This is a genomic window from Agrobacterium sp. SORGH_AS 787 (assembly GCF_030819035.1).
Taxonomy (GTDB): Bacteria; Pseudomonadota; Alphaproteobacteria; order Rhizobiales; family Rhizobiaceae; genus Agrobacterium; species Agrobacterium larrymoorei_B.
In genome coordinates this window covers 2,836,925-2,858,732 of sequence record NZ_JAUTBG010000002.1, presented here as the reverse complement: position 1 = coordinate 2,858,732, position 21,808 = coordinate 2,836,925, and the positions used below count along the sequence as shown (strand labels likewise).

The following is a 21,808-nucleotide window of genomic DNA, read 5'->3' as shown; positions in this document are numbered from 1 at the left end:
GACTTCACGCGTCCCGCCTCGATCTCCCACCGGTACCGGCGCCCAGGTTTCGGTCTTCAATATCCTCATACTCTGGTGACCGTGCTATGATCCCTCTTTCCATGGGAGGAAGGATCATGAACAAGAATACGATCTGTATCTGGTACGACGGGCAAGCCGAGGCTGCGGCCCGGTTTTATGCCGAGACTTTCCCGGACAGTTCGGTTGGCGCGATGACGCGTGCACCTAGTGACTATCCGAGTGGCGGCGAGGGCGACGTTCTGGTGGTGGAGTTCACCGTCGCCGGCATTCCCTGCATCGGCCTGAATGGTGGCCCGACCTTCAAGCACAGTGAAGCTTTCTCCTTCCAGATTGCCACCGATGATCAGGAGGAAACAGACCGCTACTGGAACGCGATCGTCGGGAATGGCGGGCAGGAAAGCGAGTGCGGCTGGTGCAAGGACCGGTGGGGCATTTCGTGGCATATCACACCCCGCACGCTGCTCGAAGCGCTGGCAGCCGGTGGAGGGGATGCCAAGCGCGCTTTTGCGGCGATGATGACGATGAAAAAGATCGATGTGGCAACGATTGACGCCGCCAGGCGTGGCGACTGATCGCGAGTTCAGCCGCGCCGGTCCAATGTGGAAGCGGTGCCGCAGCAGGCGCTATTCCCTCGCGTTTCCAATTTGTTAACCATATTGGTTAACACTCTCCAAAGCACCATGCTTCGGTGCGTTCCAGAGCATCGCACTTCCTAGGCTCTGACATTTCGGGGTCCATATGACAGTCATTACATTCGCCAATACCAAGGGTGGGGCAGGCAAGACGACGGCGGTTCTTCTGCTCGCAACCGAACTGGCCCGCACCGGCCACCGCGTTACTGTTCTCGACGCAGACCCGCAGCTTTGGATTTCGCACTGGTTTGAGATCTCCGGTTCCATCAACAATCTCAGCGTCATTTCCAACGTGACCATGGCGTCTCTGGAAGGTCACATCCGCGAGAACCGCTCCAATACGGACTGTTTCATCATCGATCTTCCCGGCACCAAGAGCCCGCTCTTGACGATGGCGCTTGGTATTTCCGATCACGTTCTCATCCCGGTGCAGGGATCGGCCATGGACGCGCGTGGTGCTGCGGAAGTCATGGATCACCTCGCATTTCTCGACACGAAGATGGGCCGGAAGATCGATCATTCGGTCGTGCTGACCCGTGTGAATGCCATGGTCAGCACCCGCGCGCTGCTTCAGGTCAAGATGTTGCTTGAAAAACGCAATGTCCGCGTTCTCAATACGCCGATTGCCGAACGCGCCGCATTCCGCGACATCTTCGATCACGGCGGCACGATTGCAGCACTCGACTGTCAAAAGGTCAGCAATGTCGACAAGGCGCTGGACAATGTGCGGCTTTTCGCTACCGAAGTTCTCGGACTTCTTCCCGCCCGCGTCGTCCGCTCTGGACGCGACTTGAGACTGGCCCGCAAGGCGGCGTGATCGGCTCAGCGAGACTGTTGCCTGTCGCAGGGCAGGCTTCAGCCTGCCCTTTCATGAATGGTTCTCACGCCAACGGGGCGCTCTGACTTACGCGACTTCCCGTTGCTGAGGCGAGAGATGATATGGCTTCACCAGGCAATCTGCGGGAATGCCCCATTCCTTATGAAGCTTGTAGATCATGTCTACGGTCAGTGCGCGTTTCTTGTTCAGGACTTCTGAAGCGCGAGAGCGCGACCCGAACAGGGTGCCGAGGTCCGACTGTGTTCGGCCGGTCATCTCCATATGGGCCTTTATCAATTCCACCGGTTCCGGCGCGTCGATAGGGTAGTGCACATCTTCATAGGCTTCTATGAGAGACGACAGAACATCGAAGCGTTCCTCCTCAGGCGTTCCCGGTTCCGGCGGCTTATCGAAGTAGGGTGAAACTTCGGCAATGGCCCATGCGAGGTCATCATTGTTCCTGATGGCGCGAATGTTATCCATTACACTGTCTCCGGGTTGATCTTGTCGTATTCCTTGTGGGTGCCGATGAACTTTATCAGGACCCTTTTGTATGCATAGGCAACATGCACGATCAGTCGATATTTGTTCCCCGCGATGTCGAATATGATCCTGTTGTCTGAAACAAAATCGACCGTAGCACCAAACGTCGACTTCACTTCCGAGGGGCTAGTCCAGTCCGCTTTGCTGACCATTGCACGCCACGTCCTCAACGGAGTTTCAGCCTGAGAGTGTTGCTCCCAGAAGGCCTTCAACGTCGATTTAGCGATGATCTGCATGGATCCAAAGCTAACACAAAGGTCTCGCTACAACAAGGGAATTTCCCAATATGGGAACAATTACTGCTGTTCTGACGAGGGATAGCTCCGCCCGTAGTAGACCAGTTCATAAGACCCTTAGAAACTTTTGCTTGATTTGGAAATGATCATTTCCTATATCTCCGTCCATGACAGAGATTGCTTCCTCAGTATCACCCAATCGCCAGCGCGGCCGGCCGCGTGAATTCGATGTCGATGCCGCTATCGACAGGGCGATTGGTGTGTTTTCCAAGCGCGGCTTCCATGCCACCTCGGTGGGTGATCTGACCGAAGCGATGGCTTTGACGCAGGGTAGTCTCTACAAGGCGTTCAAAGACAAGAAGGATATCTATATCGCTGCCGTCGAGCGCTACAAGCTGGTGCAGACGAAGCGGTTCGAGGCCAAGGTGCAGGCGGGTGAAAACGGCCGCGAAAGGCTACGGGCGGCCATGGAGTTTTATGCCGGCAACTCGGCGGGCTCGTCCGGTGAACAGGGTTGCCTGATCGTCGGGGCGGTTGCCGATCTGGCATCATTGGATGCGGATGTGGCGCGCGTGGTGAGAAGCGCCATCGAGGCGCGAGAAAAGATACTGGCCCGCCTCGTGCGGGAAGGGCAGGCGGATGGCTCTGTGACGGGTCGAGGCGATGCGGACGTTCTCGCCAAGACTGCGCTTTGCCTGCTGTACGGAATGCGGGTCGTCGGCAAGACCGGCCCCTCACGAGAGGATATGTCGTCGGTCGTCGATGCCGCCATGCGCATTTTCGATTGATCTTTTGTTTAATTTGGAAATGAATGTTTCCTAATCTGGAGTGGAATAATGGCTTCGAAAGCTATTGATGCGGACGAACCGCAGGGGGACACCATGTCTTCTGCGATGATCTTTCTGCTGGCCAGCGCCTGCGGGCTGGTGGCGGCCAATCTCTATTATGCGCAACCGTTGGCAGGCGTCATCGGCGCGGAACTCGGGCTCTCACCAGCGGCAACGGGGCTGATCGTGACGTTGACACAGATCGGCTATGGCCTGGGTCTTCTCTTCGTCGTTCCGCTTGGCGATCTGGTGGAGAACCGCAAGCTGATCGTTGTCACTGTGGCCACTGCGGTTCTGGCCCTGATTGCAGCCGCGCTCGCGCCCCATGCCGCGCCGTTTCTCTTTGCCGTCTTTCTTGTCGGTATCAGTTCGGTCGCGGTGCAGATGATCGTGCCATTCGCTGCGCATCTGACACCGCATGCGATCCGCGGACGCGTCGTCGGAACGGTCATGAGCGGGTTGATGGTCGGTATCATGCTGGCGCGTCCGGTTTCCAGCATTCTGTCCGAATTCGTCTCGTGGCGGGGCGTTTTCTTAGTGTCTGCTGTCGTGATGGCCATTCTTGCACTGGTGCTGTACCGGCTGCTTCCGCGCCGCGTGCCGGATGCGAAGCTGCCTTACGGCGCGCTTTTGAGATCGATGGGGCAACTTGCGCGCACCACCCCGATCCTGCAGCGGCGCTCTGTCTATCAGTCCGCGATGTTCGGCGCCTTCAGCCTATTCTGGACAACGACGCCGCTTTATCTCAGCGGCCCGGCTTTCCGGCTGACACAGGGTGAAATCGCGCTGTTCGCTCTTGCAGGCGCTGCCGGTGCGGTTGCGGCTCCGATCGCCGGACGAATGGCCGATCGCGGCTGGACCTGGGGCGCAACATTGTTCGCGCTCACCGCTGCCGCGACGTCCTTCCTCGTCACGCATATCGCGCCGGAAGGATCGCACCTGTCTCTGGCCCTCCTCGTCATCGCTGCCATCATTCTGGACTTTGCCGTCACCACCAATCTGGTGTTGAGCCAGCGCGCCATTTTTTCACTCGGTGCAGAGGTCCGCAGCCGCCTCAACGGTGTCTTCATGGCGACCTTCTTCATGGGCGGTGCGGTTGGGTCGGCACTGGGTGGCTGGGCCTATGCGCATGGTCAGTGGACTGGCGCATCATGGCTTGGCTTCGCTTTGCCGGTGATGGCGCTTGGCTTCTTCCTGACGGAGCGCAGAGGCGAGAGGCGGGCGGTGAAATTGGGCTGAGGAGAACATGCCTCCATGGCCTCTCAAGACTGGCCTGTCGCACTTACAAGAGCAGTCTAAGAAACTGAAAATCCCCGGCTTGAGGCCGGGGATTTTTGTTAAGTGCCTGGAGATTATTCCGCGAACTCTACCACGACGCCGGGACGCACCATCTTCGCCAGTTCCGTTGCATCCCAGTTGGTGAGGCGGATGCAGCCATGGCTGTTGGTCTTGCCGATCTTGGATGGCTCGGGCGTTCCATGGATGCCGTATGTGGGCTTGGACAGCGCGATCCACACGGTCCCCACAGGGCCGTTGGGGCCTGGCGGAATCTGCAGGACCTGGGTGTTCTGACCCTGTTGAAAGTTGATCTTCGGATTGTAGGTGTAGCCGGGATTGAGCGCGATACGCTCTACCGTATGGGTGCCGCTCGGGGATGGGGTGTCCGACGAGCCGATGGTTGCCGGATAGGCGGCGATGAGCGTGCCGCTCTCATCGTAAGCGAAAACCTGCTTGATGCCCTTATGCGCCACGATGCGAGCCACTTGGCCCTTCTTCGGTTCGCCCGGATTGGCAACCTTGATGATCGTGCCGGGAACGGTGAAATCGACGCCGGGATTGAGTTCTTTCAGGTAGGTCTCATCCATGTGGAAGCGCTCGGCGAGCGCTTCCGTTGTGGAGGTGTAGGACATGGCGGGAAGCTGCGCCTTGGCGGCATAGTCGTCCGGAATCGAGGCGACATAGGGACCTGCCGCATCGGCTGCGGTGATCGTGTAATCGACGATCGCCATACCGCCGCTGTTGCGCAGGCGTTCGAGAATGTCGTCGGTGTTGTTCGGGTCCAGCCGCTCGCCGGTCATTTCCTGCCAGGCGGCAATGGCCTTGTTGACGTTGTCGCCCATCTTTCCGTCGATGACGCCTGGCGAAATGCCCTCGCGGTCGAGAAAGACTTGAAGTGCGACGATTTCCTGACGTGAGCGGTTGACCGGTGCGGTGACCGGCTGGTTGCGCTCGATCAGATGGTCTGGCTGCGGCACGGCGGCCGTTGTGCTTTCGCCCGGCATCGGCTGGCTCAGAGGGCCGCTTTCGACATCGCCGCGGCGTGGCTCGACAGAGCCGGTATAGACATCATCGCCGCTGCCATCATTGCGGAACTCGCGATAGTCGCGGTACTGACCTTGGCCCTGATAGCGCTGATTGTCCTGATATCCGTAGCTTCTGCGCGGTTGTTCCGGTTCGCGGAAACGGCCGGGCGGTGGCGGGTAATAGGTGTCGGGTTCGCTGTAGTAGGTATCGCGCTGTGCCTGATAAGGATCGCGCGGCGCCTGCCGTTGTTGTTGAGCGCCGCCCGGCATTTGCGTGCCAACGAGATTGCCGTAGCGGTCGTAATAGACGGTGCGCCCCATGCGGTCGCGGCTGATCACCACGTCGTTCGGGTTTGGCAGATAATCCAGAACGGTGCCGTCGGGCGCCACCAGAACGCCCTGTTCCTGAGTGACATAGCGCTGTTGTGCGGAAGCGTTCGACGGTGCAAGCACCGGCGACGCTGCGACTGCGAGACAGAACACGGCGTTAAGAAAAAGTTTCACGTTCTTGCGATCCCTTGGGTTAGTCCCAATAAACACACGGTAATCTTGACCCTATTGTGAAAAAGGTGAATTCGCGGTTAATGCAATCTTAATTTCTGGCCGTTGCGATAGCTTTTGCGTGAAGTTTGCGTCAACCGCATCACACAACATTCGCATTCGCGCAGGACAAACCTGTTTCGACTGCGCCGCAGATTCGCCTGGAGGAGCCGCTGATGAGAGAATTCAAAGCCGGAAGATCGCCGTCCATTTTCCTCGACGAGACCTCGGTGCTCGATATCGGTCCTTGCATTGTCGATGGCGTGAACATCGCGCCCGAGCGCGCTATCCCTGACGATGGGGACCCGCGCATCGATCATTCGCTTGAAGGGTTTCTGTTCACCTGCGGACCGGATCATATCCGTCATCCGCAGCCCATTCCAGGCGAGCCGAGCGGGCGGAAGTTCCCGTTGCATGGCTCTTTCTCCTCTCATCCGGCTAGGATCACACAGTGGTCGGTATCCGATGGTAATGCCGAGGCAGTGGCGCAGGTTCCTGTCTCACTGGCAGAGGGTGGGACGGCGCTTCTGGAGCGCGTCTGGCGAATCGACGGGGCGAGCGGCGAGGTGAGCCTGGAGGACCGGGTGACAAACACCAGCGATCACGCCCGTCCGACATTCCTCATGTATCACATGAACGTTGCCGCAAAGCTGTTTGACGATGCGGTGCTGCTTGAGAGCGCCTCCTTTGATGGCGGCGGGTTTGGCTGGCGTTTCGGTGAAGAGACGGGCAGCGTCTTTTGTGTGCCCGCACAGGGGGAGAATGGCTGGGCCTCGTTGACGCTTGGGCCTATCGCGTCCATCGGCGGTCGTCGGCTGAAAGTGTCGTTTCGAACCGACACATTGCCCTATCTACAGATGTGGCGAAACCAGAAGGCACCGGCCAATGTGCTTGGCATAGAGCCGGTCTCGCATCGTTGGGTCGACCGAGCCGAGTTGGAAAGGGCAGGCGAGTTCAACATGCTGCAACCGGGCGAAAGCCGCAGCTATGGTTTGCGCTTTTCTATTCTCTAAATGGCTATTTAATTGAAAAAGCCTGTCATTGACGCATCCGGCTCAACCCCTTACATCGGGTACGGATTTTGCGAAATGGCGGGCCGTTGAGGGCCGCAATGCCGTCACCCTCGGAGGATAGAAGATGGATATCAGACGCATCGATGACGATTACTCCGTAACCGGCCAGATCAGCGTGGCCGATCTCGATGAGGTGAAGGCGCTCGGTTTCAAATCCATCGTTTGCCATCGTCCCGATGACGAGGAGGAAGGTCAGCCGCGTTTTGCCGATATCGCCGAACGGGCCGAAGAGCTCGGCCTGACGATCATGCATGTGCCGGTCGGCCGCTTCGGCGTCGATCCGGATGCGGTTGCCGGCATGGTGGATGCGCTGGACGAATTGCAGCGCCCGATGCTCGGCTATTGCCGCTCCGGCGCACGTTCCACGGCCATTTACGAAAAGACCCACCATCTGCGCGGTTGATCCCGCGTCGTTTATCTAAAGCCTACCAAACAGGAGCATTTCCATGAGCATCAAGCGTATCGAACCCGGCAAGCGCATGAGCGGCGCCGTCGTTCACGGCAACACCGTCTATCTCGCAGGCCAGGTCGGCGAAGGCACATCCGTGACCGAACAGAGCAAGTCCGCGCTGGCTGAAGTCGATCGCCTGCTGGCTCTGGCCGGTTCCGACAAGTCGAAGATCCTGCAGACGATCATCTACCTCTCCGACATGTCCACCTTCGGCGAAATGAATGCTGTCTGGGAAGGCTGGATCGACCCGGCTAACCCACCAGCTCGCGCCACTAGCGAAGCAGCCCTCGCGACGCCGGACTACAAGGTCGAGTTCATCGTCACTGCCGCAATCTGATCGCCAGGCGACAGACGTTCTGAAAGCCGGTCCTCTGGGCCGGCTTTTTAGTTGGGCGAGAGCGTGGGAAACGAAAAGACGTTTCATCCGAATCTCTTAGCTGAATCCCTTCGCAGATTGAGTCAGTGCCTTGGCAAGTTGATTCAAGTTCGTGACCCGCTCGGCAAACCAGAGCCTCGCTAAGTCCTGCGACGAAGCCAGATTGACGCCGTCGGGATCGATTGAGGTTACCTTCCAGGCGCCGGGCTTCCTGCCGGCCATGACGGCGAGCCTTGAGGCTTCGCCCTTGATCGCGTTGAGGCGGGCAATCTCGTCATCCACCGCAGCGATCAAGCCGTCTGCGCCGGTGAGGTCTGTACGCAGGTCGTCGGCGGTGATGTTGCTGGCGTTGCGTGCAGGGCCGCCATTGATCTGCACGCCATCGATCTTCATGCGATAGAGTTGGGTGTCGGGCAAGGCGAGGTAGAGCTTGGCCTTGGGATAGCGGGCGACATAGCGCGCTTTGGCGAGTGGTGTTTCACTATCGCTCATCAACTCAGCCCGACCCACGAGTGTCAGCCGAGGCAGGGTGAGTGCATCGCCCTTGTTGAAGGGAGCGAGCACCAGCGAGATTCGAGGATCGGCCTCGATGTTGCGTGCATGAAGTGCCAGACGGGCGGCAAAGAAAAACGGCGTTCCATCCGGCTCGACGGCGATGTTGGTGGCGGTATTGTAGGGATAGCCACTTGCCGGATCGAGGGTTGCCAGGCCGCAGGTTCGTGATGTCAACAGCACATCACGCGCCACCCGGATCGCCTCGAATGGTGCGCCAGCCGAAGGTTCGATCTTGGCGTTGCGCGGTGTAATGACCGGGATTTTGCTGTTGTGCATGGCAGTCCGTGACGTCCTGTGCGTGTGTCCTAAGTCGGGCCAGTCTTAAAGTCTTATGCACTCTTTGCACAATCTGCATTCCCAGATCGTACGCAAGACGCGAAGCGGATGATAAGAGACATTACCCGCAAAATGCGCAATACGTTCAAGTGGTGAAGGACATGCCTATCTGGGTCCCAACTCTCTTAGCTCTAAATGCACTTGCGGCTTTAATGCCGTTTTTCTACGCGCGGAAGCTTGCCCGCGAAGAAGGTGCATCGGATGAGGCTATGCCGAGGTGGTTCGGAGGGTTCCGTGATTACCAGCGGGTGGCCAGCATGCTGCGGAAGCATTCCCAAGAGGGAGATCGCTGGGCGCTCACGGCCTACTGGATCTATTGCTGCAGCTTTGTCATTGGACCAGCTACGATCGCATTGCTTTTCATTCAGGACCAGTGGTCGCGCTGATCTTCGTGCAACGCGACCAATGTTCCGATCCCGACGAAAGCTATTGTCCTCAGCTCTTGTTCCTAATCTGTGTCAGGGTCCGCGCAGGGGTAATCGCTTCTGCGTCGAGCTTAATTTCGATGATGGCCGCTTTGCCGCTGGCGCGTGCGCGCTCGAAGGCAGGACCAAAGTCTTCGGTCTTCTCCACCAACTCCCCGTGGCCGCCGAAGGCTTTGGCATAGGCGACGAAGTCTGGATTGAGGAGATCGGTGGCGCTGACGCGGCCGGGATATTCCCGCTCCTGATGCATGCGGATCGTGCCATAGGTGCCGTTGTTGACGAGCACGGTGATGATCGGCAGGCCGTAGCGCACGGCTGTAATGAATTCCTGGCCGTGCATCATAAAGCAGCCGTCACCGGCAAAGCAGATGACTTCGCGCTCGGGGAAGAGATGCTTGGCCGCAACGGCTGCCGGAAGGCCGTAGCCCATGGAGCCGGAGGTCGGGGCGGCTTGTGTGTTGAAGCGGCGGAAACGGTGGAAGCGGTGGACCCATGTGGCGTAGTTGCCGGCACCATTGGTGAAGATTGCGTCTTCCGGCACATTGGCCTCGATCCAGTCCATGATCGGCCCCATCTGCACGTTGCCGGGACCTGTCTTGGGCGGAGTGGACCATTTCAGATAGGCCTCGTGCATGGCAGAGGTGCGTTCTGACCAAGCGGCGTTCGCCTCTATCTTGATGTTTACCAGAGCCTCAACGAAGTTTTCTGGCGCCGCGCAGATGGCGAGATCCGGGCGATAGATGCGGCCGAGTTCTTCCGCTTCCGGGAAGACGTGCACCAGCGTCTGCGACGGGTAGGGGATATCCAGCATGGTGTAGCCGGAGGAGGGCATTTCCGACATGCGGGCACCGAGAAGGACGATGAGATCGGCCTCCTTGATCTCCTTGGACAGCGCCGGATTGATGCCAATGCCGACATCGCCCGCATAAGACGAACTCGTGTGGTCGAAGAGCATCTGGCGGCGGAAGGAGCAGCCGACTGGCACGTTCAGGTTTTCGGCAAAATTCTTGAAGGAGGCAACGGCTTCTTCCGACCAGCGCGTGCCGCCGAGAATGAACATCGGGCGCTTGGCGTTGGCGAGCAGGTCTGCGAACTTCGCCATCTGCTTGGCGCCAGGATGGTTTTCGACCGGCATGTAAGCCTGGGCTTCTGGAGCCTCGACTTCTTCCACCAGCATGTCTTCCGGCAGCGTCAGAACCACCGGACCAGGGCGGCCGGATGTCGCGACCGCAAAGGCACGCGTGACGAACTCGGGAATGCGACGGGCATCGTCGATTTCGCCGACCCATTTGGCGAATTCGGTAAAGGCACGGCGATATTCGACTTCCTGAAAGGCCTCACGCTCGCGGGCATCACGCTGGACCTGGCCGATGAAGAGAATCATCGGGATCGAGTCCTGTCTTGCGACATGCAGGCCGGCGGACGCGTTGGTGGCGCCAGGACCGCGTGTAACCATGCAAATGCCGGGCTCGCCGGTCAGCCGGCCCCAGGCATCGGCCATCATTGCGGCGCCACCTTCCTGGCGGCAGACGACGGTTTCGATGCCGCTTTCATAAAGCGCATCCAGAACCGCCAGATAGCTTTCGCCGGGCACGCAGGAGACGCGCGATACACCATTGGCTTTCAGCGCCTCGACAATCAGCTGCCCGCCGGTTCTCTTTCCCAAAGTCGTCATTGCGCGATGTTCCTTTCGATATCGTCCAGTTCGGCCAGAACTTCGGCCTGATGTTCTCCAAGGCGCGGGCTTGGACGGTCGTAGCGCAGAGGCGTTTCCGACAGCACGATCGGGGTGCGGACGCCGGGAATGACCGTGCCATCGGCAGCTTCCAGATCGATGCGAAGACCCCGCGCCTGAATTTGAGGATCGGCAAACATTTCCTCGATGGAGTTGATCGGGCCTGCCGGAACCGCATTGCTTTCGCATGCGGTCAAAAGATCCCGCTTCATCCATTTCAGCGTTTCGGTGGAAACGATCTGCCGGACGTCCAGCTTGTGCGCCACGCGCGCCTTGTTGGTGGCATAGCGCTCGTCATCGGCAACCGCATCGATTCCAAGGATCTTGCAGAGGCGCTTGAACTGACCATCATTGCCGACGGCAAGGATCAGGAAGCCATCGGCTGTCGGCACCACCTCATAAGGGGAGATGTTTGGATGCGCATTGCCAAGCCGGACGGGAGGTCTGCCGGAGATCAGGTAGTTCATGTTCTGGTTGGCAAGCACGGCGGACTGCACATCCAGCAGTGCCATGTCGATATGCTGGCCCTGTCCCGTGCGGATTGCATGAATGAGTGCGGCTTGGATTGCGCTGACCGAGTAGATGCCGGTGAAGATATCGGCAACCGCAACGCCAGCCTTCATGGGCTGGCCATCCGGCTCGCCGGTGATCGACATGAAGCCGGACATGCCCTGGACGATGTAATCGTAACCGGCAAAATCCGCATAGGGCCCTGTCTGGCCGAAACCGGTGATGGAACAGTAGATCAGCTTGGGGTTCAGTGCGCGAAGGCTCTGGTAGTCCAGTCCGTATTTCTCCAGCCCGCCACGCTTGAAGTTCTCGATCACCACGTCGGCGGTCTTGACCAGACGCCGCACGATTTGGCGGCCTTCCTCTGTCTTCAGGTCGACGGTGATGGAGCGCTTGCCGCGATTGGTCGAATGGTAATAGGCGGCGGAGAGATTGTCGCCATCGTTGCTTTCGACAAAGGGCGGTCCCCAGGCGCGGGTATCGTCTCCGCCGTCCGGGCTTTCGACCTTGATGACATCGGCACCCATATCGGCGAGCATCTGGCCCGCCCACGGACCTGCCAGCACGCGAGCAAGTTCGATGACACGAATGCCCTTCAGGGGCGGCTCTTTCGACGATGACGGTTCGACCATGAGTTACCTTGCGCTTTCCCGAGCCTTATAAACGGGCGGGTGAAATGGCGCATGTGAATTTATCTCATGGCGTTATTCCGTTTGGGAAACGACGCTTTTCTTCCCGGCGGTCACTCGTGCAGCCCATGCTGCAAAATCCGCAGCAGGCTTTTCCCAGCCAATCTCGTTCAGCGTCTCGTGGCGCATTCCCTTGTAGATCGTGTCTTCCACATCCGAGAAGCCAGCGTTGCGAAATTTCTCCGCCAGCCAGCGGATTTCCCGACCGTTATTGGTGGCGGCATCCTCGTCACCACTGACGAGTAGGAGCGGAAGCTGCTTTGGCAAGCGCTCCATCAGCTTCGGACCGCGATAGGACATCTCGAAGACATCCTGCCACAGCGAGACACTTGCCTCGAACTGACAGAGCGGATCGCCCACATAGGCATCCACCGCCTGTTTGTCGTGGCTCAGCCAGTCGGCAGTGGTGCGCTTTTCCGGCATGCGCGCGTTCCATATGCGGAAGGTGGCTTTGGGCAGCACGGCGCTCGGCACATCCGAGCCCTTCAGCATTTTTTCGATGCGCAGGATGACCTGGGCTAAGCGGCCCATTACGCCGGTATTGAGGTTGGAGTTCCAGATGGACAGCGCGTCGAAACGATCCGGGTGGCTGACGGCGGTGTTGAGTGCAATCAGCCCGCCCATGGAATGGCCGAACAGGATCACGGGCAGACCAGGATGCCTTCGTTCGATGAGATCGCGCATGGCGATGACGTCCTCGACAACCTTGTAAAGTCCATCCTTGGGAGCGAAGCGGCCAATCGGGGCGTCCGCCGAGCGCGTGCGACCGTGGCCGCGATGGTCATGCGCATAGACCTCGAAACCATGATTGGCCATGACATCGGCAAAGTGACGATAGCGCCCGGCATGGTCGACAAGCCCGTGGCAGATCATCAAAACGCCGTGCGGCTCACCTCTGGCAGCCTCATGGCGATAGGCAAGCGTGGCGCCGGATGCGCTCTCCAGCCGCTCGATTTTGCCGAACATCAGATCGTCGCCCATGCGCTCTTCCACTTGCTTATTATTGGCCGAGAGGTTGCTCCTCAGCCCCGTTTACCTTACATAGCGGCAAATTTCCCAATCCGACTTTTCACATCCGACGCGGAGCATTCGCTACAATGGCACGCCAATTCATCTATCACATGTCCGGGCTGAACAAGTCCTATGGCGCGAAGAAGATTCTCGAGAACGTGAACCTCTCCTTCTACCCGGATGCCAAGATCGGTATTCTTGGGCCCAACGGTGCCGGTAAGTCCACGGTTCTGCGCATCATTGCGGGCCAGGACAAGGAATTCACAGGCGAGGCCTGGCTGGCCGAAGGCGCGACTGTTGGCTATCTGGAGCAGGAGCCGAAGCTCGATCCCAACAAGAACGCCTTCGAGAACGTCATGGAAGGCGTCGCCGACAAGCAGGCCGTGCTCGACCGCTATAACGAATTGATGATGAACTATTCCGACGAGACCGCCGACGAAGGCGCGAAACTTCAGGACATCATCGACAGCCAGAACCTCTGGGATCTGGAACAGCAGGTCGAAATGGCGATGGAAGCGTTGCGCTGCCCACCAAAGGATGCCGACGTAACCGTTCTTTCGGGTGGTGAGCGTCGTCGTATCGCGCTTTGCCGTCTGCTGCTGTCGCAGCCGGACCTGCTGCTGCTCGACGAACCGACCAACCACCTCGACGCGGAAACCATTGCCTGGCTCGAAAAGCACCTGCGCGATTACCCAGGCGCCGTGATGATGATCACCCACGACCGCTACTTCCTCGACAACGTCACGGGCTGGATCCTTGAGCTCGACCGTGGCCGCGGTATTCCTTACGAAGGCAACTACTCCGCCTATCTGACAGCCAAAGCCAAGCGCATGCAGCAGGAAGCACGTGAAGAAGCCGGTCGCCAGAAGTCGCTGTCGCGCGAACAGGAGTGGATCGCATCCAGCCCGAAGGCCCGTCAGGCAAAGTCCAAGGCGCGTATCAAGGCCTACGAACAGCTAGTGGATGCGGCCGAGAACATTCGTCCCGGCGATGCGCAGATCATCATTCCGGTTTCCGAGCGTCTCGGACAGGTTGTCATCGAACTCGAAGGCATCAAGAAGGGCTTCGAAGGCCGCACCCTGATCAACGATCTGTCGATCAAGCTGCCGCCAGGCGGCATTGTCGGCATCATCGGGCCAAACGGTGCCGGTAAGTCGACGCTCTTCAAGATGATCACCGGTCAGGAAAAGCCCGATGCCGGTTCGATCCGCATCGGTGAAACGGTGCATCTCGGCTATGTCGACCAGAGCCGCGATGCGCTTGATGCCGACAAGACCGTCTGGGAAGAAATTTCCGGCGGTGCGGAAATCATCAAGCTCGGAAAGTTCGACATGAACTCTCGCGCTTATTGCGGCGCCTTCAACTTCAAGGGCGGCGATCAGCAGCAGAAGGTCGGCAATCTCTCCGGCGGTCAGCGCAACCGTGTTCACCTTGCCAAGATGCTGAAGGCTGGCGGCAACGTTCTTCTGCTCGACGAACCGACCAACGACCTCGATACCGAAACGCTGGGTGCGCTGGAAAGCGCATTGGAGGCCTTCGCTGGCTGCGCCATTATCATCAGCCACGATCGCATGTTCCTCGACCGTCTGGCCACCCACATCCTCGCCTTCGAGGGCGATGGCCATGTGGAATGGTTCGAAGGCAACTTCGAGGACTATGAGCAGGACAAGATCCGTCGTCTCGGCCCCGACGCGCTGAACCCGGGCAGCCAGGCCTACAAGCGCTTGACACGCTAAGCGACTTATCTCTTTGCAATCAGAAATGGGCATCGGCGACGGCCGGTGCCTTTTTCTATTAGAGTTACAACCAGTTATTGCATTCGTTGCAAAATTCGACCCTGGTTTACGATTTTTTATTCTGCACTCGCTTAGGTTGGGGAAGGGAGCATCAACCTTTTCCGCGCGGTCAAGAGCCTCGAAATCGTGCGGCTTCGCTTTTTTGAGGGATCCATGTTTTCGATTAGGAATATTCTTGTCGGTGCCTTCTTGCTGGTGAGCGTCATGCTCTGCGGCGTCGTTGGCTCTTTAACCTATTCAGCATATTCGCAATATCAGGTCAGCCGGTCGGTCAATAGACTGGCGGATCTGGATCGCGCCCTGTTCAACGTTCTGTTGAACTTTCGCAGCGAGCGCGGCGATAGCGCGACTGCTTTGACCATGTCGCGCGCTGCGGGCGCGATATCTTACGAGGCCGTTCAAAAGGCACGAACCAAGGTCGATGCTGCCGTCTCGCAGGCATTCTCCAGTGTCGATGCAAACGCGACACCGGAAATCAGCAGTGCAATGGCAGCGACCCGCTCTGTGTATGATCGCCTCACTGCACATCGAAAGAAGATCGACCAGGCCATCACTCTGGAACTGGACCAGCGTGAAAAGGGCCTCGACAAGGTCACGCTCGATCTGGGTAACGAGTTCCTCAACTCGCTTGAAGCATCCTCGCTCGCAATCGAAGGGGAGATGCGCAATCTCGATCCAAGCTCGGTCGCGCTGATCCAGATCCGCGCTCAGGCATGGGCGGCCCGCGCGCTTGGCGGTACCGGAACAGTGGTGATGAATGGCGCGATCGCTGCCAATCGTGGTTTGAACGCAGCTGAGGTGATCAGCGTCACATCGGCCGATGCAGGTGTCGATTTCGCCTGGAAGTCCGTTCGTGTCCTCATCAATCATCCCGATGTTGCTCAGACCTTGAAGGACGAGTTGATCAAGGCCGACAACGGATATTTCAAGGGTGATTTCGCCGACTGGCGTTCGGCGATCGTCAGCAAACTGAAGGCCGGTGAGCCCGGTGGCGTCTCCATCGACGAGTGGCGCCCGAAAGTCACGGCTGCGCTTGGCACGATTGCCTCGGTTGCTTCGCTTGCCATGGATGAACTGAACCGCGTCGCCACCGCGCGCGAAGCAGCTTATCTCCAGTCCCTTATCCTCTACTCGGTCCTGCTCGTTGCCGCCGTGGCGATCGGGATTGCCGGAATGGTCATCGTCGTCAGCCGTGTGACGAAGCCAGTCTCGGCTCTGACCCGCTGTATGCGTCAACTCGCCGATGGCGATCTCGCCGTGGCAATCGATGGCGCGAACCGCAAAGACGAGATCGGCGGAATGGCAAGCTCCGTGGCGGTCTTCCGCGAAGCTGCGATCCGTAACAAGCAGCTGGAAGCAGATGCCGAGGCCAATCGCGTGCGTTCGGAGACCGAGCGCGTGGCGATGCAAAGGCAAGCGGAAGAAGAGGCCGAAGCGCGACTGGTGCAGGCCACCAGCACCTTTACCGCGGCCATGAAGCGCCTTGCAGCGGGAGACATGCTTTGTGAAGTCAATGAGCCCCTCGCAGCACAGTTCGAGGGACTGCGCCACGATTTCAACACCTCGGTTCGCCAGTTGCGCGAAGCCTTGGTGAGTGTCGGCGGCTCCGTCGATACAGTCACCGGCGGCTCCAAGGAAATCTCGGACGCATCCAACGATCTTTCCAAGCGTACGGAACAGCAGGCTGCTTCGCTGGAAGAGACTGCCGCTGCGCTCGAAGAGATCACGGCCAATGTGACAGCGACATCCAGACGCACGAACGAAGCCCGCGAGGTGGTGCTCGAGGCCCGCAAGAAGGCCGATCATTCCGGTGAAGTCGTCAGCAACGCCGTTGCTGCGATGGAGCGGATCGAAGGTTCTTCGAAGCAGATCGGTCAGATCATCAGCGTCATCGACGAGATCGCGTTCCAGACGAACCTTCTGGCGCTGAATGCCGGTGTCGAAGCGGCGCGTGCCGGTGATGCGGGCAAGGGTTTTGCGGTTGTCGCGCAGGAAGTGCGCGAGCTGGCGCAACGCTCCGCCGGCGCAGCGAAGGAGATCAAGCAATTGATCAGCAATTCCGCCGTTGCCGTCAGCGAAGGCGTGCGCCTCGTCAGCGATACCGGCTCCGGTCTGTCGCAGATCGCTGAACTGGTGCAATCGGTCAATGTGCACATGGACGCCATTGCCACCGCCGCGCAAGAACAGTCTGTGGGGCTTGCGGAAGTCAATCACGCCGTCAACCACATGGACCAGTCCACCCAGCAGAATGCCGCTATGGTGGAAGAGATGAGTGCGTCCGGCGCCGCACTCGCGCAGGAAAGCGTCAAGCTGAAAGAGCTTCTCTCGCAGTTCGAGCTTGGCCAAGCCGTGAGCCAGTTGCGATCGGTGGCCGAAACGATGCGCCATGCGCCGTCTTCGCGACCCGTGCCCCAATCACAGGCCGCTCGCACACGGCCTGCGCCAATGACGCATGGCAACGCAGCCGTTGCGGCAAATGAATGGACCGAATTCTGAAAACGGGCGATAGCCTGCATTATGAGAAAGGCGGAGGATCATTCCGCCTTTCTTTTTTGTGGCGCAATCTGCGCTTTAGGATTGACCAGCCGCAAGCTGTTTCCACTGAGAGAAGGTGAGCGTCCCAGCTATGTCTCTACGAGGCTGATCGGGCAGGAGTGCAATATACTCCAGTGAGTGGCCATCGGGGTCCTCAAAGTAAACGCTGGCCGCGGGCATCCAGGGGAAGATTATGGGCTCTTCGATTTCCGATCCTGCTCCGTCGCGTGGAGTGATTTCTCTGGAACGCAGATAGTCGGACGCCTTCAGCAATTGCTCAAGGCTCGTTTGGAAAGCGATGTGCAGCCGGTTTCGCAGGGGAGAACTGTGTATCGACCACAGGCCGAGCATCGCGGTCTCGCGACCGGCAACCCAGAAGAACGCAACGTTTCGCTCGGCTATCACATGTGCCAGCTCCAGTCCTACTATATCGCGGTAGAAATCAATGGATCGATCGAGGTTCGAAACCGTCAAATGGGTTTCGTAGAGACCTTTGAGGGGAATCATGAGCGTACTCCTGTTTATGTGCCTGCTTCTCGGCTGTCTTGTGAGACGCTCGTGTTGGTACGACCTCAACTATGGTTGAGGTCAAGGCACTATTCGCAGGAATTTCCGGTAGCGAAAAGCCGCAGGCCTGGAGGGAGGACCATCCTGTGTTGGCTGGCCTCAAGGCCTTTCGTCTCGGATACGAAGATGCGGTCTGTCCGTCATCCAATGGTTTTCGTTCTCGGATGCAAGTCCAGTCTTGCATCTCTTCGCTAATCGTATAAACATATCTTTATATGTTGATTGGATGAGGTGGCGGCTTTGGCGCTTGGACTGGATAATCTGGTGGATCTGTTGAAGGCAGCGGGGGAGCCGACGCGCTTTCGCTTGCTGGCACTGCTGTCTGCGGGAGATTTAACGGTCACCGACCTCACGGAAATTCTCGGGCAGTCGCAGCCGCGCATCTCTCGTCACCTTAAGCTTTTGGCGGAAGAAGATCTCATCGACCGCTATCAGGAAGGTGCCTGGGCTTACTTCCGCCTGAAACAGGATGGCAAGTCTGCCGAACTGGTCAAGCAGTTGCTATCGCTTGCTTCTTCAGCAGATGCCGTTTTGTCGCGTGATAATGAGCGACTTGCAGCCGTCAAGCGTGTGCGGGCGACGCGCGCGCAGGAATATTTCAGTCGCAACGCCTCTGCCTGGGACGAGCTTCGCCGCCTGCATGTCAGCGATGAGGCGGTCGACGCGGCACTTTTGAAGCTCATCGGCACCACACCGGTGGATTCGATGCTCGATCTGGGAACGGGAACGGGCCGGATCCTGCAATTGCTGAGTGGCATCTATCGTCGCGCCATCGGAATCGATGCCAGCCGCGACATGCTGGCTGTGGCGCGCTCCAATCTGGATAAGGCGGGTGTGGCGCATGCCTCCGTGCGCCACGGCGATATTCTCAATCTGCCGCTGGAAGGCCAGGATTTCGATCTGGTCGTCGTCCACCAGGTCCTGCACTTTCTCGATCATCCGGAAATGGCCATTGCCGAGGCGGCGCGCATGCTGCGCCCCAATGGCCGTTTGGTGATCATCGATCTGGCGCCGCATTCGCTGGAATATCTGCGTGAAGAGCATGCCCATGTCCGCCTGGGATTCTCGAACCAGACCATGGAAGAGTGGCTGAAGAAGGCCGGGCTCACACCGGAAAAGTCGATGGACTTGCATTCCGGCAAGGCGTCCGCCCAGTCGCTCGACGTCACCATCTGGGTTGCACGCGACCCGCGCCTGCTGATTGCCGGGGATCAATCGGCAGAGCCTCAATTCGTTTCCGCCGGGAGGGCATGACATGACCAAGACAGAGATCGACCGCAACCCCTCCAGCGCCTTCAAGCTCTCCTTCGAGTTCTTCCCGCCAAAGAGCCCCGATATGGATGTGCAGCTTTGGGAAACGGTGGAAGAACTGTCGCGCTGGAACCCGGATTTCGTATCCGTGACCTATGGGGCAGGGGGCACCACCAAGGCGCCGACGCTGGAAGCGGTTCGGCGGATGATCTCCGTTGCAGGCTTGTCGACGGCATCGCACCTGACCTGCGTGGATGCCAGCAAGCGCGAGACCCACGAGGTCGTGGAAGAGTTGCGCAATGTCGGCGTTACGCATTTCGTTGCACTTCGCGGTGACCCTGCCACGGGTATCGGTACGGCTTATAAGCCGCATCCGGAAGGTTACGAAAATGCCGCTGCCCTGGTGCGCGGGCTCAAGGAGCTGGGAGACTTCGAAATTTCGGTGTCCTCCTATCCCGAGAAGCATCCCGAGAGCGAAAGCAATGCTGTCGATATCGAGATGCTGAAGCTCAAGGCGGATAACGGCGCAACGCGGGCGCTGACACAATTCTTCTTCGACAATGACGTCTTCGAGCGTTACATGGAGCGCGTCACCAAGGCTGGTATCAAGATACCGGTCGTGCCGGGTATCATGCCAATCCAGAACCTCACGCAGTTGAAGCGTTTTGCCGGTCGCTGCGGCACCAGCATTCCAGCCTTTCTCGATGAGCGCTTTGCCGGTTATGACGACGATCCGGCCGGTCGTGCCAAGGTTGCCGCCGATGTGGCTGCCGAGCAGATTTTCGACCTGCAGCGTCGCGGCGTTAACGAATTCCATCTCTACACGATGAACCGCGCACCGCTTGTGAATGCCGTTCTTGAGAATGTCGGCTTCCGCCCGGCACGCAAATCCGCCGCCTGACCGAGCCGCGGCAACTTCGATATAAAAAAAGCGCAGGTAGAAAAACCTGCGCTTTTTTAATGGCTTATGAGGATCAACTTGCGACCGGGCGTCCTAAACCCCAACGCTTTGTCAGATGAAAAGCATCACTCCGACAAACGCAAACGCCACGCCGACTGCCAAGGCATTAAGAGAATTTGTAAGTCCCATGCTCTGCCTCCTGTTCGTTGACAGTAAGCATTATGACCCTTTTGTGTCTTTTGAAAAGCGGTTTTTATGATGCGCTGCACACCAAACATGCCGCTTCTGGGTGAAATTGCGGCAGCAATCCATTGAAAAACAACTTATATTACAGGGTGAAGATTTCGTTATTCCGGTCGTAAAAAAGTAAATGGCCGGGGTTTTCCCCAGCCATTCTCACCAGATCGGATCGTGTCAGATCATCAAAGCTTGTCGAGGAGCTCGCGGGTCGGCCAGCCATCGGCGGGGAGGCCCAGACGCTGCTGTTCGCGCTGAACGGCGATGCGCGTACCGGAGCCGAGAATGCCGTCGATCTTGCCGACATCATGCGTCTTGGCATCGAGCTTCGTTTGCAGTTCCTTCATCTCGGCATCATTGAGGCCGGGATCGGGGTTGCCCTTGTTATAGACCGGTGCGCCCATCAGTCGCGTCGCGAAATAGGCAGCGGAGGTCGTGTAGATGAAGGACTGGTTCCACTCGAGATAGATGTTGAAGTTCGGGTAGGTGAGGAAGGTCGGTCCCTTGCGGCCCTGCGGCATGATGAGCGCTGCCTGGAGATTGGCAAACTTCTTGTCGCCATCGCGCGGGGTGACACCGAGATTGAACCAGTCACCAGCGGTCATGGTGCCGCCAAGGCCGGATTTTTCCCATGGCAGGTTTTCAGGCACCGCAACTTCCTGGATCCAGGGCTCGCCCTTCTTGAAGCCGAGATGCTGGATGAACTTCGCAGCCGTCAGGATCGCGTCCGGTGCGCTACCCTTGACGTTGACGTGGCCATCGCCATCACCATCGACGCCAAAAGCGATGATGTCCTTCGGCAGCATCTGCACCTGGCCGATTTCGCCGGCCCATGCGCCGGTGTTTGTCGCAGGATCAAGGTCGCCATGCTGGACCATTTCGGTGAGTGCGATCAGCTGCGGACGGAAGAGCTCCGGACGGCGGCAATCATGCGACAGCGTGACCAGCGCATTGCGGGTGTTGAAATCGCCCTGTACGGCGCCGAAATCGGTTTCCATCGCCCAGAAGGCGGCGATGACGCCAGCGGGCACACCGAACTCGTCCTCGGCGCGCTTGAAGGTGGAGGAATATTCCTGAAGCTTCTTGCGGCCCATGTCCAGGCGGCCCTGGCTGACGGTGCGCTGCGAGAATTCGAGGAAGGTCTGGCGGAACACGCCTTGGGCGCGGTCGCGAGACAGAACCTTCTGGTCGATCTGGGCACCGGCGAGCGCCTTATCGACAGCCTCTGCCGATACGCCCTTGGCAACAGCTTCATCCTTTACGCCCTTGAGGAAGGTCGAAAGATCGCCACCGCAGGGAACCTGCTTCGGATCATCGGGAGAGACGGTTGGGGTAACGGCCAGTGCGGATCCGCAGGACAAGGCAAAGAGAGTGGCAGCAAGAACCAGGCTGCGTTGCGAGAAGCTGAACATCAGAATTCCTCAAATGTGCGATTGGCCCA

General features: G+C 58.6%; 20 protein-coding genes. 11 read left to right on the top strand and 9 right to left on the bottom strand.

What is annotated here, in order from left to right; genetic code table 11:
* Positions 1–116: 116 nt before the first annotated feature.
* Both QE435_RS23065 and QE435_RS23060 read left to right on the top strand, forming a co-directional pair.
* Positions 117–593 carry a VOC family protein gene (locus tag QE435_RS23065; protein ID WP_349042771.1) on the top strand — a complete coding sequence of 159 codons (477 nt, stop codon included), beginning with the start codon at positions 117–119 and terminating at the stop codon, positions 591–593.
* A gap of 166 nt (positions 594–759) precedes the next feature.
* Positions 760–1,470: a ParA family protein gene (locus tag QE435_RS23060; RefSeq protein ID WP_349042770.1), complete on the top strand. Its 711-nt coding sequence runs from the start codon at positions 760–762 to the stop codon at positions 1,468–1,470.
* A gap of 87 nt (positions 1,471–1,557) precedes the next feature.
* On the opposite strand, the gene QE435_RS23055 is transcribed toward QE435_RS23060, so the two are convergent.
* Together QE435_RS23055 and QE435_RS23050 are read right to left on the bottom strand one after the other, a co-directional pair.
* Entirely contained in the window at positions 1,558–1,953 is a 396-nt protein-coding gene (locus tag QE435_RS23055; RefSeq protein ID WP_309771320.1) for an XRE family transcriptional regulator, read from the bottom strand.
* Complete coding sequence (locus tag QE435_RS23050) at positions 1,953–2,249, bottom strand: type II toxin-antitoxin system HigB family toxin (protein WP_349042769.1); 297 nt, start codon at positions 2,247–2,249, stop codon at positions 1,953–1,955. The genes QE435_RS23055 and QE435_RS23050 overlap by 1 nt, the downstream gene beginning before the upstream one ends.
* 167 nt (positions 2,250–2,416) lie before the next feature.
* Here QE435_RS23050 and QE435_RS23045 point away from each other — a divergent pair, with 167 nt between their 5' ends.
* Together QE435_RS23045 and QE435_RS23040 are read left to right on the top strand one after the other, a co-directional pair.
* Positions 2,417–3,037, top strand: a complete 621-nt coding sequence (locus QE435_RS23045) for a TetR/AcrR family transcriptional regulator (protein WP_309771318.1) — start codon at positions 2,417–2,419, stop codon at positions 3,035–3,037.
* A gap of 48 nt (positions 3,038–3,085) precedes the next feature.
* The gene (locus QE435_RS23040) at positions 3,086–4,315 is read left to right on the top strand and encodes an MFS transporter (protein WP_349042768.1); all 1,230 of its coding nucleotides are present in this window, start codon (positions 3,086–3,088) and stop codon (positions 4,313–4,315) included.
* A gap of 113 nt (positions 4,316–4,428) precedes the next feature.
* On the opposite strand, the gene QE435_RS23035 is transcribed toward QE435_RS23040, so the two are convergent.
* A complete protein-coding gene (locus tag QE435_RS23035) occupies positions 4,429–5,883 on the bottom strand; it encodes a L,D-transpeptidase (RefSeq protein WP_349042767.1) in 1,455 nt (484 codons plus the stop codon).
* A 212-nt stretch (positions 5,884–6,095) separates the two neighbouring features.
* Here QE435_RS23035 and QE435_RS23030 point away from each other — a divergent pair, with 212 nt between their 5' ends.
* The 3 genes from QE435_RS23030 (at position 6,096) to QE435_RS23020 (ending at position 7,780) form a co-directional block, all read left to right on the top strand.
* Positions 6,096–6,932, top strand: a complete 837-nt coding sequence (locus QE435_RS23030; protein WP_349042766.1) for an aldose 1-epimerase family protein — start codon at positions 6,096–6,098, stop codon at positions 6,930–6,932.
* 124 nt (positions 6,933–7,056) lie between these two features.
* Positions 7,057–7,395: a TIGR01244 family sulfur transferase gene (locus QE435_RS23025; RefSeq protein ID WP_296015249.1), complete on the top strand. Its 339-nt coding sequence runs from the start codon at positions 7,057–7,059 to the stop codon at positions 7,393–7,395.
* A 43-nt stretch (positions 7,396–7,438) separates the two neighbouring features.
* Positions 7,439–7,780, top strand: coding sequence for a RidA family protein (locus tag QE435_RS23020; RefSeq protein WP_062440491.1), 342 nt, complete (start codon positions 7,439–7,441; stop codon positions 7,778–7,780).
* A 96-nt stretch (positions 7,781–7,876) separates the two neighbouring features.
* Here QE435_RS23020 and QE435_RS23015 read toward each other — a convergent pair whose 3' ends face one another.
* From QE435_RS23015 to QE435_RS23000, 4 genes are all read right to left on the bottom strand, one after another.
* The gene (locus tag QE435_RS23015) at positions 7,877–8,650 is read right to left on the bottom strand and encodes a pyridoxamine 5'-phosphate oxidase family protein (protein ID WP_349042765.1); all 774 of its coding nucleotides are present in this window, start codon (positions 8,648–8,650) and stop codon (positions 7,877–7,879) included.
* Positions 8,651–9,145: 495 nt separating this feature from the next.
* Positions 9,146–10,810 carry a thiamine pyrophosphate-binding protein gene (locus QE435_RS23010; RefSeq protein WP_349042764.1) on the bottom strand — a complete coding sequence of 555 codons (1,665 nt, stop codon included), beginning with the start codon at positions 10,808–10,810 and terminating at the stop codon, positions 9,146–9,148.
* Positions 10,807–12,012 (bottom strand): CaiB/BaiF CoA-transferase family protein, encoded by a 1,206-nt coding sequence (locus QE435_RS23005; protein ID WP_349042763.1) that lies wholly within the window; start codon positions 12,010–12,012, stop codon positions 10,807–10,809. Before QE435_RS23005 ends, QE435_RS23010 begins: the two co-directional genes overlap by 4 nt.
* Before the next feature lie 72 nt (positions 12,013–12,084).
* The gene (locus QE435_RS23000) at positions 12,085–13,050 is read right to left on the bottom strand and encodes an alpha/beta hydrolase (RefSeq protein ID WP_309771311.1); all 966 of its coding nucleotides are present in this window, start codon (positions 13,048–13,050) and stop codon (positions 12,085–12,087) included.
* 116 nt (positions 13,051–13,166) lie between these two features.
* Here QE435_RS23000 and ettA point away from each other — a divergent pair, with 116 nt between their 5' ends.
* Positions 13,167–14,816 carry an energy-dependent translational throttle protein EttA gene (ettA, locus tag QE435_RS22995; protein ID WP_309771310.1) on the top strand — a complete coding sequence of 550 codons (1,650 nt, stop codon included), beginning with the start codon at positions 13,167–13,169 and terminating at the stop codon, positions 14,814–14,816.
* Positions 14,817–15,029: 213 nt separating this feature from the next.
* Positions 15,030–17,372, top strand: coding sequence for a methyl-accepting chemotaxis protein (locus QE435_RS22990; protein WP_349042762.1), 2,343 nt, complete (start codon positions 15,030–15,032; stop codon positions 17,370–17,372).
* Between the two features lie 75 nt (positions 17,373–17,447).
* Here the strand turns inward: QE435_RS22990 and QE435_RS22985 are convergent, their stop codons facing one another.
* Positions 17,448–17,918 (bottom strand): VOC family protein, encoded by a 471-nt coding sequence (locus QE435_RS22985; RefSeq protein WP_306933505.1) that lies wholly within the window; start codon positions 17,916–17,918, stop codon positions 17,448–17,450.
* Between the two features lie 300 nt (positions 17,919–18,218).
* Here QE435_RS22985 and QE435_RS22980 point away from each other — a divergent pair, with 300 nt between their 5' ends.
* Complete coding sequence (locus QE435_RS22980; RefSeq protein WP_306933503.1) at positions 18,219–19,232, top strand: metalloregulator ArsR/SmtB family transcription factor; 1,014 nt, start codon at positions 18,219–18,221, stop codon at positions 19,230–19,232.
* A 1-nt stretch (position 19,233) separates the two neighbouring features.
* Entirely contained in the window at positions 19,234–20,130 is an 897-nt protein-coding gene (metF, locus tag QE435_RS22975; RefSeq protein ID WP_349042761.1) for a methylenetetrahydrofolate reductase [NAD(P)H], read from the top strand.
* A gap of 422 nt (positions 20,131–20,552) precedes the next feature.
* Here metF and QE435_RS22970 read toward each other — a convergent pair whose 3' ends face one another.
* Entirely contained in the window at positions 20,553–21,779 is a 1,227-nt protein-coding gene (locus QE435_RS22970; protein ID WP_306933500.1) for a lytic murein transglycosylase, read from the bottom strand.
* Positions 21,780–21,808 lie beyond the last annotated feature (29 nt).

What these genes read in the sequence shown, in the direction of transcription:
- QE435_RS23065 (WP_349042771.1), top strand. Translation starts at nt 117, where the DNA reads ATGAACAAGAATACGATCTGTATCTGGTACGACGGGCAAGCCGAGGCT.
- QE435_RS23060 (WP_349042770.1), top strand. Translation starts at nt 760, where the DNA reads ATGACAGTCATTACATTCGCCAATACCAAGGGTGGGGCAGGCAAGACG.
- QE435_RS23055 (WP_309771320.1), bottom strand. Translation starts at nt 1,953, where the DNA reads ATGGATAACATTCGCGCCATCAGGAACAATGATGACCTCGCATGGGCC.
- QE435_RS23050 (WP_349042769.1), bottom strand. Translation starts at nt 2,249, where the DNA reads ATGCAGATCATCGCTAAATCGACGTTGAAGGCCTTCTGGGAGCAACAC.
- QE435_RS23045 (WP_309771318.1), top strand. Translation starts at nt 2,417, where the DNA reads ATGACAGAGATTGCTTCCTCAGTATCACCCAATCGCCAGCGCGGCCGG.
- QE435_RS23040 (WP_349042768.1), top strand. Translation starts at nt 3,086, where the DNA reads ATGGCTTCGAAAGCTATTGATGCGGACGAACCGCAGGGGGACACCATG.
- QE435_RS23030 (WP_349042766.1), top strand. Translation starts at nt 6,096, where the DNA reads ATGAGAGAATTCAAAGCCGGAAGATCGCCGTCCATTTTCCTCGACGAG.
- QE435_RS23025 (WP_296015249.1), top strand. Translation starts at nt 7,057, where the DNA reads ATGGATATCAGACGCATCGATGACGATTACTCCGTAACCGGCCAGATC.
- QE435_RS23020 (WP_062440491.1), top strand. Translation starts at nt 7,439, where the DNA reads ATGAGCATCAAGCGTATCGAACCCGGCAAGCGCATGAGCGGCGCCGTC.
- QE435_RS23015 (WP_349042765.1), bottom strand. Translation starts at nt 8,650, where the DNA reads ATGCACAACAGCAAAATCCCGGTCATTACACCGCGCAACGCCAAGATC.
- QE435_RS23010 (WP_349042764.1), bottom strand. Translation starts at nt 10,810, where the DNA reads ATGACGACTTTGGGAAAGAGAACCGGCGGGCAGCTGATTGTCGAGGCG.
- QE435_RS23005 (WP_349042763.1), bottom strand. Translation starts at nt 12,012, where the DNA reads ATGGTCGAACCGTCATCGTCGAAAGAGCCGCCCCTGAAGGGCATTCGT.
- QE435_RS23000 (WP_309771311.1), bottom strand. Translation starts at nt 13,050, where the DNA reads ATGGGCGACGATCTGATGTTCGGCAAAATCGAGCGGCTGGAGAGCGCA.
- ettA (WP_309771310.1), top strand. Translation starts at nt 13,167, where the DNA reads ATGGCACGCCAATTCATCTATCACATGTCCGGGCTGAACAAGTCCTAT.
- QE435_RS22990 (WP_349042762.1), top strand. Translation starts at nt 15,030, where the DNA reads ATGTTTTCGATTAGGAATATTCTTGTCGGTGCCTTCTTGCTGGTGAGC.
- QE435_RS22985 (WP_306933505.1), bottom strand. Translation starts at nt 17,918, where the DNA reads ATGATTCCCCTCAAAGGTCTCTACGAAACCCATTTGACGGTTTCGAAC.
- metF (WP_349042761.1), top strand. Translation starts at nt 19,234, where the DNA reads ATGACCAAGACAGAGATCGACCGCAACCCCTCCAGCGCCTTCAAGCTC.
- QE435_RS22970 (WP_306933500.1), bottom strand. Translation starts at nt 21,779, where the DNA reads ATGTTCAGCTTCTCGCAACGCAGCCTGGTTCTTGCTGCCACTCTCTTT.